The sequence below is a fragment of the Saccharibacillus sp. WB 17 genome (assembly GCF_008634075.2).
GTDB lineage: Bacteria > Bacillota > Bacilli > Paenibacillales > Paenibacillaceae > Saccharibacillus > Saccharibacillus brassicae.
Genome location: NZ_VPFK02000024.1, coordinates 52,989 through 70,916 on the forward strand (window position 1 = coordinate 52,989; position 17,928 = coordinate 70,916).

Consider the following 17,928-nt stretch of genomic DNA (forward strand, 5'->3'; position numbering starts at 1 on the left):
TTTGGGTAGGCTGATTTTGAGGTTCGCACTTTTGGGCTCGGGAAGCCTTGTCGGGCTTGGGCTGGAAGGGTGAACAGTCGCACCCCGTGTGGGAGCGTGGATTGAAACCAGCAGCTGCAGCCGATGCAGCAAATGGAAGTCAGTCGCACCCCGTGTGGGAGCGTGGATTGAAACCGACGCCTCACCGATAGAATACGAGACATTCAGGTCGCACCCCGTGTGGGAGCGTGGATTGAAACTTGCGCGTTCTTAACCACGTCTTGCTGCGCGACAGTCGCACCCCGTGTGGGAGCGTGGATTGAAACCTCGCTGGTCGACGTCATTGTGGCTGGCCAGCAGTGTCGCACCCCGTGTGGGAGCGTGGATTGAAACAGGTTTACCAAGACGCAAACCCTACAGTACTCAAGTCGCACCCCGTGTGGGAGCGTGGATTGAAACAGGTTAAGACGGCTCCCAAGGTTAAGCCTTACACGTCGCACCCCGCGTGGGTGCGTGGATTGAAACTTCGGAAAGCATCGAAGCCGCAATCATGATGCCGAGTCGCACCCCGCGTGGGTGCGTGGATTGAAACAGTGCCTTGCCTTGCGGTAGGACATTTCCGGCTGCGTCGCACCCCGCGTGGGTGCGTGGATTGAAACCGGTCTTGGGGTAGCGTTCGAACGGTTGGGGATGGTCGCACCCCGCGTGGGTGCGTGGATTGAAACCAGACGCCTACCCGGACGAACACAAAGTAAGCTTGGTCGCACCCCGCGTGGGTGCGTGGATTGAAACACGGATTGGTCGGAAGAAATGGTTCGCGACCTGGGGTCGCACCCCGCGTGGGTGCGTGGATTGAAACCCTGCCCGTGCTAAGTTCTCGTAGTCTTTGTTCGGTCGCACCCCGCGTGGGTGCGTGGATTGAAACCATCAGCATTTTCATTTCTTTATATTTGCCCAAGTCGCACCCCGCGTGGGTGCGTGGATTGAAACGTATTCATCCTCCAGATTATCGAACACCCCGTGCGTCGCACCCCGCGTGGGTGCGTGGATTGAAACCCGTTCCGATCCGTGACCGAAACGACGGTGCCTTTTACGGTCGCACCCCGCGTGGGTGCGTGGATTGAAACTGATTTTCCGGCAGAAGATTGATCGAGGTTTCGAGCGTCGCACCCCGCGTGGGTGCGTGGATTGAAACACGAAAGTGAAAGGGGAGGCGCCGACCGCAACGGATGTCGCACCCCGCGTGGGTGCGTGGATTGAAACATCAAAGAATTTAAATGCCGCCGCTACGATTCTAAGTCGCACCCCGCGTGGGTGCGTGGATTGAAACAGCATCTCCCCGTGTACCCGGCCGGTCACTTTTGCGTCGCACCCCGCGTGGGTGCGTGGATTGAAACTCGCAAAAGAAGAACTGGTAAATGCCTCGTACAAGTCGCACCCCGCGTGGGTGCGTGGATTGAAACGGACAAGTACATACTCGTATCGTTTCCGCTTGTCGTCGCACCCCGCGTGGGTGCGTGGATTGAAACCCCGAAAGTATATCCCCGGCGGCGGCCGTCAACCCGTCGCACCCCGCGTGGGTGCGTGGATTGAAACCGGCTTGGATGACAGCATACAATTGGACTCCTTTCGTCGCACCCCGCGTGGGTGCGTGGATTGAAACATTGACTTAATGCTATGGATGCTCAACGGCATCTGTCGCACCCCGCGTGGGTGCGTGGATTGAAACTCATCACCTGTACCAAAAGCCCAGGCGGAACGATCGTCGCACCCCGCGTGGGTGCGTGGATTGAAACTTGTCACATCTCAATGGCTGCGCGATCGGCAGCCTGTCGCACCCCGCGTGGGTGCGTGGATTGAAACGGGTCCCAATTATCCGTACCGGTGAAGAGATCGAGTCGCACCCCGCGTGGGTGCGTGGATTGAAACATTTTGTCCCACTTCGCTTTCGATTGGCGAATACCGTCGCACCCCGCGTGGGTGCGTGGATTGAAACAAGTATGACTCGAAGCCTCGGCCGCTCAAAAGCAAGTCGCACCCCGCGTGGGTGCGTGGATTGAAACGCTCAATACGGAGTTGATTTACGCACCGCGCCGTGTCGCACCCCGCGTGGGAGCGTGGATTGAAACCAAGCGTCCGGGCCCGGGTGTTCTTCGGGATATTGTCGCTCCCCGCGTGGGAGCGTGGATTGAAACATGGTGCGAGCGAGTCCAGCCGTGGCCTTGTAAGCGTCGCTCCCCGCGTGGGAGCGTGGATTGAAACGATGAAAAAGGAAAACCCTGCGGTATCCCTTCGGTCGCTCCCCGCGTGGGTGCGTGGATTGAAACGTGGCTACGTCTACGGGCGGCGACCGCCTTGCATCGGTCGCACCCCGTGTGGGTGCGTGGATTGAAACTTGTATGATGCCTATGTAGCGCATCGTGATCCGGGTCGCACCCCGCGTGGGTGTGTGGATTGAAACGAGCGCCGTGTCTTTCTTTCTACCCTCTTCTCGCGTCGCATCCCGCGTGGGTGCGTGGATTGAAACTCTTACGTCGGACGCTTAGAACGCGGCGAATCCAAGTCGCACCCCGCGTGGGTGCGTGGATTGAAACGCGAATTGGGCTTTCGATCCGTGTCTTGCTTAGGTCGCACCCCGTGTGGGTGCGTGGATTGAAACACCTTTCTGAATGTAGATACTCCTCCCTTTCCGGTCGCACCCCGCGTGGGTGCGTGGATTGAAACGGGGCCCCACCCACCGGGCGCTACCGGCTCTGCAGTCGCACCCTGTGTGGGTATGTGGATTGAAACACGGATTCCTTTGTAAGCCGCTTCGGCGTGACGCTGGTCGCACCCCGCGTGGGTGCGTGGATTGAAACAGCGCATGATAAGACTTGCCGCTGCCTATAGTGCCGTCGCAACCCGTGTGGGTGCGTGGATTGAAACAAGGATCGCATACGATTCCGGCAGATGATGTGTGGTCACACCCTATGAGGGTGCGTGAATTGAAACTCGTAGGATAATCACCGCTCAATCACATCTATGGATCGCACCCCGCGTGGGTGTGTGGATTGAAATCATAATCCAAAGTGCTTTATAATCGTCACATAAATCGCACCCCAAGCAAGTAATTAAACCCAATCCAAAAAGCCGCAGGATCCAATCCCCGCGGCTTCTTTTTGTTACGTTCTGGACTCGCTTTTCTACAGCAGCAGTAACCCTTCCGGGTCATAGCTCTGCTTCGCGCCGACGTGCTCCACTTTTCGCTTCCAGTTCGCTCCAAGCATGTAATAGCGCAAGCTATCCGTTTGAGGGTCCATGGCAGCTTCAAGCTGCGTTCTCATCTGCTTGAACTGCAGCGGATCAACCAGACATTCAAACACCGAGTTCTGCACGCGTTGGCCGTAATTTTGACAGATTTTCGAGATGGAACGAAGCCGTTTGGCTCCGTCCGGCGAAGTGGTCTGTACATCGTACGTGATCAGCACCAACATGTCGCACCTCCTTCTCTATTCCCTTAGACTCATTTCCACAAAAAAGGCGGATAATCGGCCAGATCTCCTCGAATGTGACGGGCAAGCAGCAGTGCTTGCGCATACGGAAGCAGGCCGAGCGGAATCTTTTCTCCCAGAAAAGGATGCGTGATCTCTTCCTGTTTCCGTTTCTGCCAAGCGGCCAACACTTCTTTGCGGGCCTCGTCCTTCAGCAGTACGGCTCCGTTTTCTTTGACGACAAAAGACTTTGCGGACAGCTGACGCCGATTGATGAGAGAAAGCACGAGCCGGTCGGCGAGATACGGACGCAGTTCTTCCATAAGGTCGAGCGCAAGACTCGCCCGCCCGGGCCGGTCTCGATGCAGGAAGCCGACCGCCGGATCGAGTCCGACCGTCTCCAGCGCAGCATGCACATCGACGCGCAGCAGCGTGTAGAGGAACGACAGCATCGCATTTAGCGGATCAAGCGGAGGTCTGCGATTACGCGTATGCATATAGAACAGATTCCGGTCGGCCAGTACCAGCTCGTTCATCACACCGAAGTACACGCGTGCCGCTTCGCCTTCCGCTCCCCGGATCGTATCGCCTGTCGGCATTTTCACGACCGATAGCGACAACCGCTTGAGCGTCTGAGCCGCTTCCGTCACTTTCGCTGCATCGATTTCATGCGCATGATCGCGTACGGCACGACGAAGCACGCTGCGGGAATTGATAATCTTGGCTTGGATAAATCGCCCCGATATGCTTACCGCTTCCGGACCGTCCGCCATGCGGTACTGGCGCCGGCGCAGCAGCACGTTTCCGCTTACCTTGCCCTGAATACGCGCTTGAAACCCGCCGTATTGATTGAGAAACGTAAGTCCTACGCCGCGTTCCGCGCACAAATGGAACAATGCCGGACTCGCACCCGCATACCCGAACGTGACGATCTGCTCCAGATTATGCACAGGCACGCGAAACTTTTCCTGCTGCTCTTTCTCGCCCATAAGCACCAGCACATTTTCTCCGTCCCGAGCCAGATAGCTGTCCGCCGCCGTGACATAGAGCGTATTCAACAGCTTCCTCACGTCACTCCTCCTCTCCCAAATAGGCCTGCATATAAGAATCCACGCTGCCCGTTTTCATTTTGGGCAGACAGACGTTTATGAGCGAACACGATTTGCAGCCGGGGCGATAACGTGCGGGCGGCGTCTCTCCCCGTTCGAACAATTCCCGCATTCCCCGTAAATAGTCTTCCACGCGAGTTCTCAAGCTGTCCGTGAAGGCTACCTCGGCCCGCCTCTCCCGTTCTCCGTAAAATAAAGCGCCTTCCGCAACCGTGACGCCGAGCATTTCTTCCAGGCAGATCGCCTGCGCGCACAGCTGCACCTCGTCCCAATCGTCCGGCTTGGGCTTGCCGCGCTTGTATTCGACGGGAAAAGGAATCCATCTGCCGCGGCGGCCGGCCAGCACGGCTCCATAACCCGGAGGCGTCTCCTCGTCGGCTGCGTGAAATTCGACCACATCCGCTTTGCCGCTCAGACCGAGGCGTCTCGACACCAACGGCATCGCACGGGAAATCAGGAGCGAACCTCTTTTTTCCGTCAACATTGGGTTATCCGCACGTTCGTGCAGCAGTTGGCCTTCATACGTTTTGATATTTTCTTCCCACTGCTGCTCAATATGGATCAGCGCCCACTGGCGCGTGCAGAACGAATAATGCTGCAGGCCGGACAGCATCAAGAGTTCGTCGTCGGCGTAAAGCGGCAGCTTGCTCATCGTTCGCTGAGGGTTACGCCTTGGGGCAGCTGGTCTCCGTTCACGATAATTTCGTAATCCGCATAAGTACGAGCGGGAGCGTCGACGATCTTTCTAGCCGAAATACGCTCGAACAAACGATGTGCCGGCGCATTGCCAAGCTTCGAAGCATGTTCGAACACGATCAATTTGCGCAGCGCCATCTGCCCTCTGGACGCGGAACGATCATGCTCGAACATATTGATGACGGATTCCCACAGCAGCTCCAGATCTTCCGGACCGAAATGCGTTTTCTCCGCCAAATGTCCGGAGACGTAACCGTCCATCCGATAGAGCGCGTAAGGCACGATATGTTTGCGTCCCATCTCCCGTTCTTTCTCCGCGCCTTCCTGGGTAACCGCCTGGCGGGTGATGGTCGTCTCCTGCGAGAAGATCGGGTCGATGCTGCGCGCAAACGTGAACTGGATCGGTCCGCGTACCTGGCCGCAGTTGACTTTGGTCGTCATGACGGCGCCGAACGCGCGGACATCGTAAAAGTTGTCGCACATCCAATGGGTGAGCAGCGCCGCTTCCGCACGGTCTTTCGGTTTGAGTTCTTTCAACTTGTCGACGTCTTCTTCGCGCAGACTGCGATACGCTTTGCGATGCTGTTCGTTCAGTACCGCTCCTTCGGTCACGTAGATGCGGTGGCCTTCGCCCTGCTCCCGCGTAATCTCGACATAGTTCCGTACTTTTCGCTTCAGGCAGACGTCCGTCACGATCCCGTGCCCGGTCTCCGGATCGATCCGCGGCATGTTGCCCATATCCGGGTCTCCGTTCGGGTTGCCGTTCGTCACATCGAAAAAGATCGTGAACTCATGTCTGTTAATCGTCGGAATCGGGCTGTCCTCGGTTTGCCGTTCTTGTCCTTCTACTTGGATATCCGTCATTTCGCTGCCTCCGTTTCGATTGTCGCCGACGCTTCGGATTCAACCGTTGGCGCGGACGTCTCTTCAGTTTTGGCCGGAGCCCGATAAGCCGTTTGATGATAATAGCCCAACATAAACAATCCCTGCTGCTTGAGATCCAGATGATTCGGAAAAGCGTCTACCCCTTGCAAAATGCCGGCAATATCCCGATCGCGGAAACGCCCGTACTCGGCTTTGGCCATATGATGCTGCGCAAGGCGAAGCAGAATGGGAAATACCGCAGCGGGAGTCGCCGAAGCCGAGCCGAAGTAACGATCCTTGATTGTCGCATTCAGGCGACCGGGACCGCCGGCCGCATCCGTTTGCGCCCGTTCCAGGACGGCGAACAATCTGCCGAGCCGGTAGGCCACCGATTGAGCTTCTTCATTTAACATAGGCGTCAAGGCCTCCTTGAATTCGTTTTGTTGATGAATGCGCGCGTAACGGACCAGATAGGCTTTGATGACGGAAGCCCGGATCCAGGCACTTCGCCCCTGTTCGCCGTAAGGGGACATCTGTCCGTCGATGCGGGCGCGGTTCACAACCGCCGAGAATACGGAGTAGGGCAGCAATCCGCCGCCCAACATCGCCCGGAACCACTCGCTTTCCATGGAGCCCGAAATGTTTTGCCGCATTTTGGATAGATCGCCCGTCTGCCGTACCGTCTGAAGCATAATGTTGAATAGCGTCGGCAGATCGTCCCGGTGATTGCCCGGACGTCCCATGGCCATATCCGACGCATACAGACTTAACTTTTGAAATAATTCTTCGAACGAGCTCTGCCAGAAAAAGCGTACCGCCAGCCGAGCATTGTTGCCGGACAGGCCAAGCACGTAAAACGAAGCGTCTTTGGCAGGCAGCATGTCGGCACTTACCGTATCCGCATTTTTCACACGCCCGAGCAAATCTTCGATTTGACGAGTCAGTTCCCGATTTTCTTCGCCCGTGGAAGCTTCGATCGTCTCTACGGGCGGCTCCTCCATTTCAACTGCACTTTCTGCCGAATGATCGGATTCCGGCCGAACCTGTTCGCTGCCGGTAGAAGAGGCACCGAGCGGTCCGTCGAAGAACGCCCCGAACAGCCCTTCTTGCAAGTCCCATTCTGCTGCGGCTTCGCCCGGAAGACGCTGCGCCCAGAAGACGACCGTCATATCGCCCATCCGGCGCAGGCGATTGCGTTCGGACAAAATCAGATGGTTGAGCGCTTTGGCATAACCGATGGAAGCGGCTTCGCTGAACGGAGCGTTATAGCTTTTTTCTTTTCCGTACGATTCCGCTGCTTTAAAATTAAAAGAAACCAAACTTGCTCCGGCTTGCTGCGAATTTGGAACGCCTTTAATGTTCACTTTGTGTACTTTGGCAATCGGTTGATTCTCAAGCCCCGTAACCAGGCAATTTCCAAGGATCGCCTCGCTGCCGGCTTCCGCCTGCGCAATCGCCGAATCCCACTCGCGCAGCACTTCGGGACTTTCGTGCACATACCGCTCCGCGCCCGCCAACTGGAAAACGAGATTATTGTCGGTCGTACCGACGATTCGCAGCAGTTCGGCGTGCAGCGCCGAATCGGGAAGAATCATCGCCTGCGGGTTCCACTTTTCATAAAAGGCAACGATCGCGCGCGCTTCCGGTTCATGCGAAGCGTTCAACAACCGTTTATGCAAATCGGCGCTGCTGGCATATTTAGCGGGCGAGACTTCGATTCCGTTCGTCTTGTCCGCCCGAATGCCGAGTACGTATTCCGCTTTGTCCGACAGAAAAAAAGGCTTGATTCCGCTTGTACGCACCGGGTGTTCCGGCACCTTCATACGCAGCGGTACGACTTTTTTCCCCTGCTGCACGCGAATATCGACGATTTTTCGCACTTCGCCGTCTTCATCGATTTCCAAGACGAAGGAAACTTTGTCTGAACTGTATCCCGGCTTGGACATTCCCGAATTTTTGTCCTGCAGCAGTTGTTCGTACCGTTCGTAGAGCGATTGCACGATCATGAACGCACCTCCCGGTTGTGCAGATCCGGCACCTCAATCACACCTTTGCGCATCACGGCCCGGAAAAATTTCGGTGAAATCTCGGATCCGTACTCCAGATCCCACAGCATCCACTGCAAATCGCGTTCGACTGAATTCCGGTACACCGAACTTGGCAGCACGTCATTTTCTTCAATCAGTTCGAAGTTCACGGGGAATTCCCGGCATCCGAAATAAGGCTGATGGTAGTACTGCCCGATGCGTGCGCGTCTCGAAAAGATACTGTAATGCTTCTCCGGGTTGTCTGTCGCGCCGGCACTGTCCGTCATTTCAAAATGGGCTTCAATGACGTAGGCCACATCGCGCAGCATAACGGTCATGCGCTGCTGCCGCTCTTCCGACGACGCCTGATTCAATGCGACGTGCCGCCCGTTCATCGCCGATTTGACCTGCGCCGCCGAAATTTTCCCTTCTACCTCGTTGCGCCGCACCGAATCGAAAGAAATTTCGTTCAGCACGTGAATGCGATCGATCACCCAGCGTATAGCCGGCTTCCAGTGAATGGCTTCCAAAATGCCGCGTGCCGCCGAAGGCGTCATTACGTCGTAACTTACGCGTTCCGCCTTCATCTCCGGACGCGTGAAGCAGGCCCGATCTCCCCACACATGCAGCTTGATTCCATATCCCATGATGATGTTTCTCCTTTCCTTGCTGCCTGCTTACACAATCCATAATTCCTTGGCCGCGCTTTCCTGCGAATAAGGCTTAATTCCCGTTTTCGCTTCGTACCAGGCATTAGGTCTGGCAAGCGCGAAGATGCCTTCCCTTACTTCGTCCAATTCGCCGGCCCGACAATATTCTTCAAATTCGTACGGATACAGTTGAACGGTATAAGGCTGCAGCGCACGCATGATCGGACGGATCGAGTAAGGCTCATTTCTCAACTGATCGAGCCATCTTCTGGCTGTGCCTGAATAGGAAAGATTGTCGGGGTCTTCTCCACGTTCCAACGCAGCCGCCCGTTCTTGGTCATCCACATACGGGATCAGCAGCGTCTTCATCGACGAGTCGATCAAGCGGAATTTATGGTCGGCCTCCTTAAAAGGAAAAGACATCTTTCTGGCGCCTTCTTCCAGCATCGGCAAAATGCCTTCCGTATCGTTCTGGTCGATCGTTTCGTTATGTCCGTAAAAAAAGAGCTGCGAGAAGTAGGCCCGCACTGCTTCAATCGATAATGGACTTTGGCCGCTTCCCCCGAACTTGACGAGCAGATCGCGTGCAACCTCGCCGGTACGGCTCATCCAGCCTTCCGGCAGTCCTTTTTCCGTCTCGAATACATGCACCTGCCCCAGACAGCGCTGTCCGTCCCGTTCCAGACGTCCGTTGCGGTTGCAGCGTCCCGCTGCCTGCGCAATCGAATCGAGACCGGCCAACTCCCGATACACGACCGGAAAGTCGATATCGACGCCGGCCTCGATCAACTGCGTACTGACCAGCACGCAAGTAAGTCCGTCCCGAAGCCGCTGCTTGACCATGCCCAGAATGTCGCGTCGATGCTTGGGACACATGCGCGCGCTCAGATGATATAACTCGTCTTCTTCATACAGGGTTGCCAGCGTGGCGTGCAATTCCCTGGCATTGCCCCGCGTATTGACGATACAAAGCGCTTGCCCTCCGGCTGCCCCGACCTGTTCCGCCAAGTCTGCCCAGTTCATCCGCCCTTCAAACCGAACTTCCACACGCTCGAACTGTTCATACCGGCGCTGCGGATCCGCTACCGTTTCCCGAATGACGGCATGAGGGATCAGCTTGGCCGCCGGCGGCTGGGTCGCTGTACAAAAAAGCACCGAGCAGCCGTAATTACGGACGAGTTCATCCAGCGCATACAGGCACGGTCGGAAAAATCCGCCGTTCATCATCTGGGCTTCATCGAGCACAATGATACTTCCGGCGATATTATGCAGCTTGCGCGAAGGAGAACGCCGCGACGCAAACAGCGATTCGAAAAATTGCACGTTCGTCGTCACGACCAGCGGCAGTTCCCAATTTTCTTCAGCCAGCTTCTGCCGTTCCGTCGTCTCGAAAGCTTCCGTTCCGTGATCGTGCAGGCTATGCTGAAAATTGGAGTGATGTTCCAATACGTGCTCGTCGCCGAGAATATCCCGAAACTCTTGGGCATTTTGTTCGATGATCGAGGTATAAGGGATCACGTAGATAATCCGGCGAAGCCCGTGCCTGACCGCATGTTCCAGCGCGAAGCCGAGCGAGACCTGCGTTTTGCCGCTGCCCGTAGGCAGGGTAAGGCTGAATAATCCAAGAGGATCGGCCGCGCGATGCATCGTTTCTTCGAAAATCTCGGTTCTCCAGCGGTCGATATTCCCACGCGGGGCATGGAATTTGGCGGTGCGGTAATCGTAAAAACGCTGCCTTAGCCGCTTCCACAACCGGGCCATTCTCTCCTCCGCCTCTTCTTCGCGCTTGCGCAAACCATGGCGCGACGGATCGGAGAAAGCTTCGGTATTGAGCGAGTCGGCGTCGACCAGACACGAGAACAACATTCGGGTAAAAAAAGAAAGCTGGAACCCGGGCGCGGATCCGGGCTTGATCGGAAAGGTTTGCGGCGCCTGCGGAACAACGATCTCTGCACGAAAAGCGCTGTAATCTTCCAACTGCTGATTTTGGGAAAGTCTTTTACGCAAACAGGCGTTGTGGTCCGCTTCCGACGTTCCGTAGTCCGGCAGACCCGAATGATGTCCGGCAATGACGTAAGCGAGCAAACGCGCAGCCGCTTGCTCCGCACCGGTGCTTGACCAGTGCTGTACAAGCGCAAGCGCTCCGGCGGTCGCATGATCGACCTTTTGGGTCGAACCTTTGAGTCTGTGCTGAAAAGCCTCCGAGTATTTGCCCAAATCGTGCAGACGTCCCGCAGCCTTCGCCCACTGTTCGGCTCCGAAAGGCTTGGCCATGTCGCCTGCCAACATTTCAACCTCGGTTAAGTGAGTCCGGAGCAGCTGCCACGTTGATTCCGGACCGATCGACTTGTCTTCCCTCTGTTTCGTATGCGCGTAATAGGGCAAGGCTTGTCCTCCTTTGAATGAGTTCGAGGCTATTCTGGATGCTTGCTTAATTAGATTCGGCATTATCCATAAATATCCTTCAAAGAGATTAATTTATTTTATGTACGTCTGCTTGTTTTTATCTCAAACATGCGAACCTGAAGCTCCCATGCTATTCCCAGGAGGTTCGCACCCCTTACGTGATAAGGGCTGCAGCCTTTTCGCTTGTGTTTTTGTCCGCTTTTCGTTAGGCTGATTTTGAGGTTCGCACTTTTGAGGCCGAAACCCATTGCGGGGTAAGGTCTCGGAGTGGGTGCAGTCGCTCCCCGTGCGGGAGCGTGGATTGAAACCCATCTTTGAATGCGGCGTCCACGCTGATCAACTTGTCGCTCCCCGTGCGGGAGCGTGGATTGAAACTTAAAGGCCCATATGTTTTGATGTCTTGGTCTCGTCGCTCCCCGTGCGGGAGCGTGGATTGAAACTCTGCATTCTGCTGCGCCTGCCATTGTTGGAACGGTCGCTCCCCGTGCGGGAGCGTGGATTGAAACTCGGCGAAACCTTCGTTGTAGCTGACCTCGATGGTCGCTCCCCGTGCGGGAGCGTGGATTGAAACGTGAACTGCTGATTCTCTGCATTCTGCTGCGCCTGCGTCGCTCCCCGTGCGGGAGCGTGGATTGAAACTGCTGTCCAGGCTTGTACGGCACCTTCTCCAAGGTCGCTCCCCGTGCGGGAGCGTGGATTGAAACAGCTCGACTCGCCATTATTTACCCCTCCAAGCTTCGGTCGCTCCCCGTGCGGGAGCGTGGATTGAAACTTTCGTCGGAAGTAGTTGTGTCTTGCCTTTCCAGTCGCTCCCCGTGCGGGAGCGTGGATTGAAACAACAACCCGGGCACGACTAAAACGACAGACCGGACGTCGCTCCCCGTGCGGGAGCGTGGATTGAAACCGGGCCCGGCTTATGCTCGAAGAACTCGTGGAGTGTCGCTCCCCGTGCGGGAGCGTGGATTGAAACATACCTGTGTTTTCTATGACATAAATTTCCCCGTGTCGCTCCCCGTGCGGGAGCGTGGATTGAAACTTTTAAGCCTTTGTTTGTAAAAGAGGTTTCAGAATGTCGCTCCCCGTGCGGGAGCGTGGATTGAAACATACCTGTGTTTTCTATGACATAAATTTCCCCGTGTCGCTCCCCGTGCGGGAGCGTGGATTGAAACAACCCGTACACTTTCGAGACTTAATCGACTAAGGAGTCGCTCCCCGTGCGGGAGCGTGGATTGAAACTTTTCGAAGAAGAAGTCGAAGAACCCAAGTCCCTGTCGCTCCCCGTGCGGGAGCGTGGATTGAAACATTCCAGTTATCCGGCGTCGATGTGTTCGCTTCCGTCGCTCCCCGTGCGGGAGCGTGGATTGAAACAAGCACGATGGAAAGGCGTTTTGCAGCCGGAACTGTCGCTCCCCGTGCGGGAGCGTGGATTGAAACGGCAGCCGTTGCGTCAAATCGTCCGTTCTCGTGGTCGCTCCCCGTGCGGGAGCGTGGATTGAAACAATCCGTTCGATCTGCTCAACCCACGCCGGCTCATGGTCGCTCCCCGTGCGGGAGCGTGGATTGAAACTACAGGAATCCGCATTGCTCGTCCATTTCTCGTCGGTCGCTCCCCGTGCGGGAGCGTGGATTGAAACAAGCCCTTTAGGTTTTCGTCAGGGGGCTTGGGGGTCGCTCCCCGTGCGGGAGCGTGGATTGAAACATCCAGCTGCGGGATCTTGGTGTTTATCAGGTTGTCGCTCCCCGTGCGGGAGCGTGGATTGAAACGGCCTTAACTGGCTGTATATCTCTCCAGCGACATCGTCGCTCCCCGTGCGGGAGCGTGGATTGAAACCTATCTTGGCTGCTCCTGAAATCGCTCTGGGCGGGTCGCTCCCCGTGCGGGAGCGTGGATTGAAACCGTGTCATATGACCCTGCGATGTAGGCCATACCGATGTCGCTCCCCGTGCGGGAGCGTGGATTGAAACGTTCAGCAGCATCCGAATACCGACCGGGCAGGTTCGTCGCTCCCCACGCGGGAGCGTGGATTGAAACCTCATCTTTTTCGCAACGGCCTTTATCGTTATCCGCCGCCCCCGTGCGGGAGCCTCGATTGAAGCAAAGCGACCCTCGCTACATCCAGTTGGAAGTGTAAATTAAAACGAACAAACTATAAGCCTGCATGATGCAGAGCCCATTTGCTCCTAAGGCCTCCTAAACTGATATTGCGCTGCTCTTTTCCTAGAGTAAGCGCGTAGTTGACAGCTTTATATAGAGCGATTAAAATCAAAATAAAATGCATGCATCCGATGTGTATTTTCTTATCTACCCTTTTGATGGGCTGATAGGCATCTGTAACGCAACCTTTCTCGGCTACCAAATTGCTGAGCTGGGTTGTTTTTGTTTTTAAACCTGTTTCACATCTATCTGTTACATTCAATCATTTCTTTTACGTAGTTTGACTTGTTTTTTTTAGACTTCACAATTTTAAAAATGCTATTCTAAAGCTCTTATAAAACTCGGTTCAAAATTCTAAGCCCAACCGACTAAAACATATACTCCCGGGTCGTTCTTCCGAAGGAAGCCTAAACTGGACCTATCGTTCCAACGAATCCCACCAACCCTCCCCAACAAAAAAACAAAAAAAGACGCAAACGGCCATTCCTCCGTTTGCGCCTTTTTTATACCTTCCCGCAGCAGCAAAACGCTGCGCCTAAATCCTCAAGCTTCCTCAATCTTCACCGTCATCCCCTGTAGGGCCGCTCCGACGGAGCGGTTCAGGCGGAAAGACTGTTCGCCGAAGGACACTTCTTCGCCGCCCTGGAAGCGGATGTTGCGCGCGACGGCGTAATGCACGACCGAGAACGTCAGCTCGAAGATCTCGTTGCCGGAGCGGCGCGAGTCGAGCATCTCGAACTCTTCCGAGCCGAAGTCTGCCATGCCGTGCGTATACGCCGCTCCGCCGCCCTCGCTGCCGTACAGGCCGACGAACACCCACAGATTCACCGGCAGCTCGTTTTCCTTGAGCAGCTCGGTGCTCGCCAGGTAATCCGCCCGGCTGACGAGCAGCGGCGCGGAATAGACGGCAATCGCGTTCGGTTCGCTCGCCAGCAGCGCCGCGACGGCCTGCGTCAGGAAGCGGTGGCCGCTCAGCCCGTTGCCCGCGTTGCGCAGCTCCACGAGCAGCTGCGCGGCGTAGCCGGACACTTCCTGCTCCGCTTCCGGCCACAGCCGGTTGTACTTGCCGTTCTCCTCGACCTCGCCATCCGGCAGCGGAGCGGGGAGATATTCCGCCGTCACCGTCATGCCGCGGTAGTGCGCGATGAATCGCCCTTCGTGCAGGCCGCCTTCCGCTTCGATGCCCTGCACGCGCAGCATTTGCAGCACGCCGCCGAAAGCGGGCGGCTGGGCCGCACGCAGCAGCACGTGGCGGCTCAGCGCCCGGGTATCCGGCCGGTGTTCCGGCACGGCGGTCCAGCTGCGCTCGCCTGCGTACACTTCGCGGTATCCGCCCGAAGGGTCGCGAACGCCGCGCTCCGTTTCTTCTTCGCCGCTTTTTTCTTTTTTAAACCACTTGGTGAAAAAACTCATCGTTGTCGGCTCCTCTCTGTGTTCCGGCTGCGGATGCACGCCTTATCCAAATGTCCGCCGAACTTCATGCTGTCGTCCACAAGCCGTCCATGATGTATGGTGTGTCAAAAGCCTTCGATCTTCAGCGATTCGCCGGCCACCTGCACGCCGGGCGAACGCACGAGCCGCAGCGTACTCATGCCGGCAGCTTCCGCTTCCGGGGAATACGCCGACATGGAAGACGGGTTGCGCCGGAAACTGATCTTTTCGCCGCCCGAGAACCGGACGTCGTGCTCGAAAATATGGAACAGCGCGGCCATCATCATCTCGTACGTTTCGCCGACCGGCACGAGCGTATGCGTCACTTCCAGTTCGGGCATGCCGAAGTCCGGCAGTCCGAACGTGTGGCCGCCGACGACGCCGTTCTCGTCGCGCTGCACGCGAATAAAGCCCCACAGCGTAGCCGGAAGCCGGCCTTTTTTGAGCTGCTTCACCGTAATCCGGTAGCTTTTTACGGTAAACAGCTTCGGATCGTTGTGAATCGCCAGCGCGCCGGGCGTATCGAGCAGCGCCGCGACCGTTTGCGTCAGCAGCATATGCCCGCGGATCCCGTCGGCAGCGCCGCTCACGGACACTTCGATATACGCCGCGTAACGTTCGATATCTTTCTGGGCTTGCCCCAGATACGGATTTTCCGCAAAATCGTGTTCGATCCGCCGATCCGGCACCACATCCGGCACGTAGCGGCAGCGCACGGTCATGCCTTCATGTTCGAAGACCAGTTCTCCGCCTGCCACCGCCGTATGCGTTTCGATCTGCCATTCGGCGAGCATCGCTTCGGCGAAACCGGAAAAAGCGCCCAGACTGTCGTCCGCTTTTCGCAGCAGCAGACGACTCGTCAACGTGCGCAGGGTGCCGTCGGGCAAAAATCCGGGGACGTTGGAATGTCCGCTTTGCCAAGCTTGTTCCTTGTCTTTTTTAACAAATTCATTCATGATGCCAGCCCCTCTCGATGCCGTACTGCTTATTTGGTCGGCTGCATCCGTGCACATCCGTTCACATCAATTCGCTCATATAATACCGGATCTGCCGGCGCCACCACAGCCAGTCGTGCTCCGAATCGTATCCCCAGAAGTCCACGCGCGCGGGAATCCCTTTATTGTACAGCACTTCGCCGAGCCGCGCTGTTTCTTCCCGCATTTCGTCTTCCCACGCGCCCTGCCCGCAGCAGATCAGAATGGTTCTGGCGCGGTATTGGCCCAGCAGACTCTCGTCGACGAGGCCCGGCAGATAGTCGAGCGGCGAGTTGAAATAGACGGCTCCGTCGCGGTAATCGCCGAAGAAATGGTTAACCGAATACACCCCGCTGAGCGCAAGCAGCGTATCGAAAGACTCCGGATACCGGAAAAAGAAATTCCCGCTGTAATAAGCGCCCATCGAACAGCCGCTGATCAGTATTTTCTGCGCGTCGCCGCCGTTGTTGTGCGCACTTTCATGCAAAATGCCCGGAACGAGTTCGTGCATAATATAGCCGTTGTACTGTTCGTGCCGGCCGATTCGGGCCTGAATATCCCAATGCGCCGAGAAAAACGTCTCTTCGTCCAGCGTGTCGCAGGCCCAGACCTGAAGCTTGCCCGCGTCGATCCACGGAGCCAGCTCTTCGATCATGCCGGAATCTTCATATTGATAAAAGCGTCCGAGCGACGTCGGGAACACCAGCATCGGTTTTCCCCGGTCGCCGTACACTTTGTATTCCATATCTCGGCCGAGCGCCGGACTGTATTGTTTCCGATACTGCACAGTGACCATCGCCTTGCCCTCCGCCTCTTGTCCTGTTTGGTCCAACTGCCCGGCTCTTTGCTGCCTGCCAAGCTTGCCCTGCTGTTACGTCCACTCTTCCTGAATGAGATCCGCGATCCGCCGCACGCCGTCCAGCGAATCCGCCCGGAACTGGTAAGCCCGGTTGCCGCTCGCACGGCTGAAGATTTCGTCGATCTCGTCGTAGCGCACCAAAGCGTCGCCCAGTTCGCGCTGAAGATCTTCATGGCTGCGCACGTAATGCTTGCGGTCTTTGCGGCTGGCGTAGCCCGTATAGTAATGCCCGGCCGGAGGCTCGCCGCTGCCGCCGTGTACGACCATATTCGCCCACTTCGTATACACGTCGACCTCGTACGCATAATTGATCGAATCCGTCATCCAGGCGCCCGGAGGACGCATATTCACTTCGAGCGCGATCAGACGGCCGTCTTTGTGCGATTTGAAGAGTTCAATATGGAAAAAGCGTTCCCGGATCCCGAAAGCGTCCAGAATGCTGCGTCCCGCCCGCTCCACTTCCGCATCGACGTCCTTGAGGCAGAAATAGCGCAGATGGTCGTCGTCGCTCACCACTTTCATGATGCTCTGCTCGAAGCGGTGGCTGGCGTGAAACCGCACGATGCCGTCATGGTCGATCAGGCCGTCATACGTAAGAATGATGCCGTCGATAAACTCTTCCATAATAAATTCGGTATCCGCCGGCGACGTATGGAAGAAATAATCCAGCTCTTCCTGATCGCTCAGCTTGTACGTATGGCTGGCGCCCGATCCCAGATCCGGCTTGACGACGACCGGGAAGCCGTTCTCCGCGATAAACGCCGCTGCGCTGTCCCGGTTCGGATTTTTGAGAAACCGCACCGTGTCGACGCCGCTTTGGCGGAAAAAGTCTTTCATTTTCGATTTGTGCTTGAGGTTGTCGATAAAATCGGCTTTGGTGCCATCGATATTAAAGTCGGTGCGCATGCGCGCGTCGCTCTCCAACCAGTATTCGTTCAACGATTCGAAGCGATCGATTCTGCCGTATTTATGGGTAAAATACCCCGTCGCGCGCAGCGTCTCGTCTTCGTTCTCCATCTGTTCGACGCGGTAATATTCCGTAAGCGCCGCCTGAAGCCGCGGAGACAGACTGTCGTACGGCGCGTCGCCGATGCCGAGCACCGTCGCACCTTCCTCATGCAGCCGAATCGCGAACTCGCCGCTGCTGGCAGGGAAATGAGGAGAGAAAAACACAAAATTCATAGCCGGACCGCCTCCATCGCAAGATTGTACCTAATTTATCAGTCTGAGGGTGTTTCGTCAATTTACCGATCTCTGATCTGCTATGTAAAACGCCGCCGGCAGAAGCCCGGCGGCGAATTCGTCGGC

11 protein-coding genes and 2 CRISPR repeat arrays are annotated in these 17,928 nt (G+C 56.5%); all 11 genes read right to left on the bottom strand.

Features of this window, described 5'->3' with window-relative positions; genetic code table 11:
• Positions 1–76 precede the first annotated feature (76 nt).
• A CRISPR array of direct repeats spans positions 77–2,970; the repeat unit is 32 nt; unit sequence GTCGCACCCCGCGTGGGTGCGTGGATTGAAAC.
• A 191-nt stretch (positions 2,971–3,161) separates the two neighbouring features.
• Positions 3,162–3,452 (bottom strand): CRISPR-associated endonuclease Cas2, encoded by a 291-nt coding sequence (cas2, locus tag FTE24_RS12950; protein ID WP_150229923.1) that lies wholly within the window; start codon positions 3,450–3,452, stop codon positions 3,162–3,164.
• 29 nt (positions 3,453–3,481) lie between these two features.
• A complete protein-coding gene (cas1c, locus tag FTE24_RS12955) occupies positions 3,482–4,519 on the bottom strand; it encodes a type I-C CRISPR-associated endonuclease Cas1c (RefSeq protein ID WP_150229925.1) in 1,038 nt (345 codons plus the stop codon).
• 1 nt (position 4,520) lies between these two features.
• The gene (cas4, locus tag FTE24_RS12960; protein WP_150229927.1) at positions 4,521–5,210 is read right to left on the bottom strand and encodes a CRISPR-associated protein Cas4; all 690 of its coding nucleotides are present in this window, start codon (positions 5,208–5,210) and stop codon (positions 4,521–4,523) included.
• Entirely contained in the window at positions 5,207–6,118 is a 912-nt protein-coding gene (cas7c, locus tag FTE24_RS12965) for a type I-C CRISPR-associated protein Cas7/Csd2 (protein ID WP_150229928.1), read from the bottom strand. The genes cas4 and cas7c overlap by 4 nt, the downstream gene beginning before the upstream one ends.
• The gene (gene cas8c / locus FTE24_RS12970; protein ID WP_150229931.1) at positions 6,115–8,124 is read right to left on the bottom strand and encodes a type I-C CRISPR-associated protein Cas8c/Csd1; all 2,010 of its coding nucleotides are present in this window, start codon (positions 8,122–8,124) and stop codon (positions 6,115–6,117) included. The genes cas7c and cas8c overlap by 4 nt, the downstream gene beginning before the upstream one ends.
• Positions 8,121–8,792 carry a type I-C CRISPR-associated protein Cas5c gene (gene cas5c, locus FTE24_RS12975; protein WP_150229934.1) on the bottom strand — a complete coding sequence of 224 codons (672 nt, stop codon included), beginning with the start codon at positions 8,790–8,792 and terminating at the stop codon, positions 8,121–8,123. Before cas5c ends, cas8c begins: the two co-directional genes overlap by 4 nt.
• A gap of 30 nt (positions 8,793–8,822) precedes the next feature.
• Positions 8,823–11,243, bottom strand: a complete 2,421-nt coding sequence (gene cas3 / locus FTE24_RS12980; RefSeq protein WP_150229937.1) for a CRISPR-associated helicase Cas3' — start codon at positions 11,241–11,243, stop codon at positions 8,823–8,825.
• 234 nt (positions 11,244–11,477) lie between these two features.
• Positions 11,478–13,233: a CRISPR direct-repeat array (repeat unit 32 nt; unit sequence GTCGCTCCCCGTGCGGGAGCGTGGATTGAAAC).
• A 666-nt stretch (positions 13,234–13,899) separates the two neighbouring features.
• Positions 13,900–14,769 carry a DUF4261 domain-containing protein gene (locus tag FTE24_RS12985; RefSeq protein ID WP_150229940.1) on the bottom strand — a complete coding sequence of 290 codons (870 nt, stop codon included), beginning with the start codon at positions 14,767–14,769 and terminating at the stop codon, positions 13,900–13,902.
• A gap of 104 nt (positions 14,770–14,873) precedes the next feature.
• A complete protein-coding gene (locus FTE24_RS12990; RefSeq protein ID WP_160441755.1) occupies positions 14,874–15,743 on the bottom strand; it encodes a DUF4261 domain-containing protein in 870 nt (289 codons plus the stop codon).
• 61 nt (positions 15,744–15,804) lie between these two features.
• Positions 15,805–16,557, bottom strand: coding sequence for an esterase family protein (locus FTE24_RS12995; RefSeq protein ID WP_150229944.1), 753 nt, complete (start codon positions 16,555–16,557; stop codon positions 15,805–15,807).
• Between the two features lie 75 nt (positions 16,558–16,632).
• Entirely contained in the window at positions 16,633–17,802 is a 1,170-nt protein-coding gene (locus tag FTE24_RS13000) for an ATP-grasp domain-containing protein (RefSeq protein ID WP_150229946.1), read from the bottom strand.
• Between the last annotated feature and the right edge of the window lie 126 nt (positions 17,803–17,928).

Coding starts and splice junctions, on each gene's coding strand:
- FTE24_RS13000 (WP_150229946.1), bottom strand. CDS start 17,802: ATGAATTTTGTGTTTTTCTCTCCTCATTTCCCTGCCAGCAGCGGCGAG.
- cas8c (WP_150229931.1), bottom strand. CDS start 8,124: ATGATCGTGCAATCGCTCTACGAACGGTACGAACAACTGCTGCAGGAC.
- cas4 (WP_150229927.1), bottom strand. CDS start 5,210: ATGAGCAAGCTGCCGCTTTACGCCGACGACGAACTCTTGATGCTGTCC.
- FTE24_RS12995 (WP_150229944.1), bottom strand. CDS start 16,557: ATGGTCACTGTGCAGTATCGGAAACAATACAGTCCGGCGCTCGGCCGA.
- FTE24_RS12990 (WP_160441755.1), bottom strand. CDS start 15,743: ATGAATGAATTTGTTAAAAAAGACAAGGAACAAGCTTGGCAAAGCGGA.
- cas2 (WP_150229923.1), bottom strand. CDS start 3,452: ATGTTGGTGCTGATCACGTACGATGTACAGACCACTTCGCCGGACGGA.
- cas5c (WP_150229934.1), bottom strand. CDS start 8,792: ATGGGATATGGAATCAAGCTGCATGTGTGGGGAGATCGGGCCTGCTTC.
- FTE24_RS12985 (WP_150229940.1), bottom strand. CDS start 14,769: ATGAGTTTTTTCACCAAGTGGTTTAAAAAAGAAAAAAGCGGCGAAGAA.
- cas3 (WP_150229937.1), bottom strand. CDS start 11,243: ATGCCGAATCTAATTAAGCAAGCATCCAGAATAGCCTCGAACTCATTC.
- cas7c (WP_150229928.1), bottom strand. CDS start 6,118: ATGACGGATATCCAAGTAGAAGGACAAGAACGGCAAACCGAGGACAGC.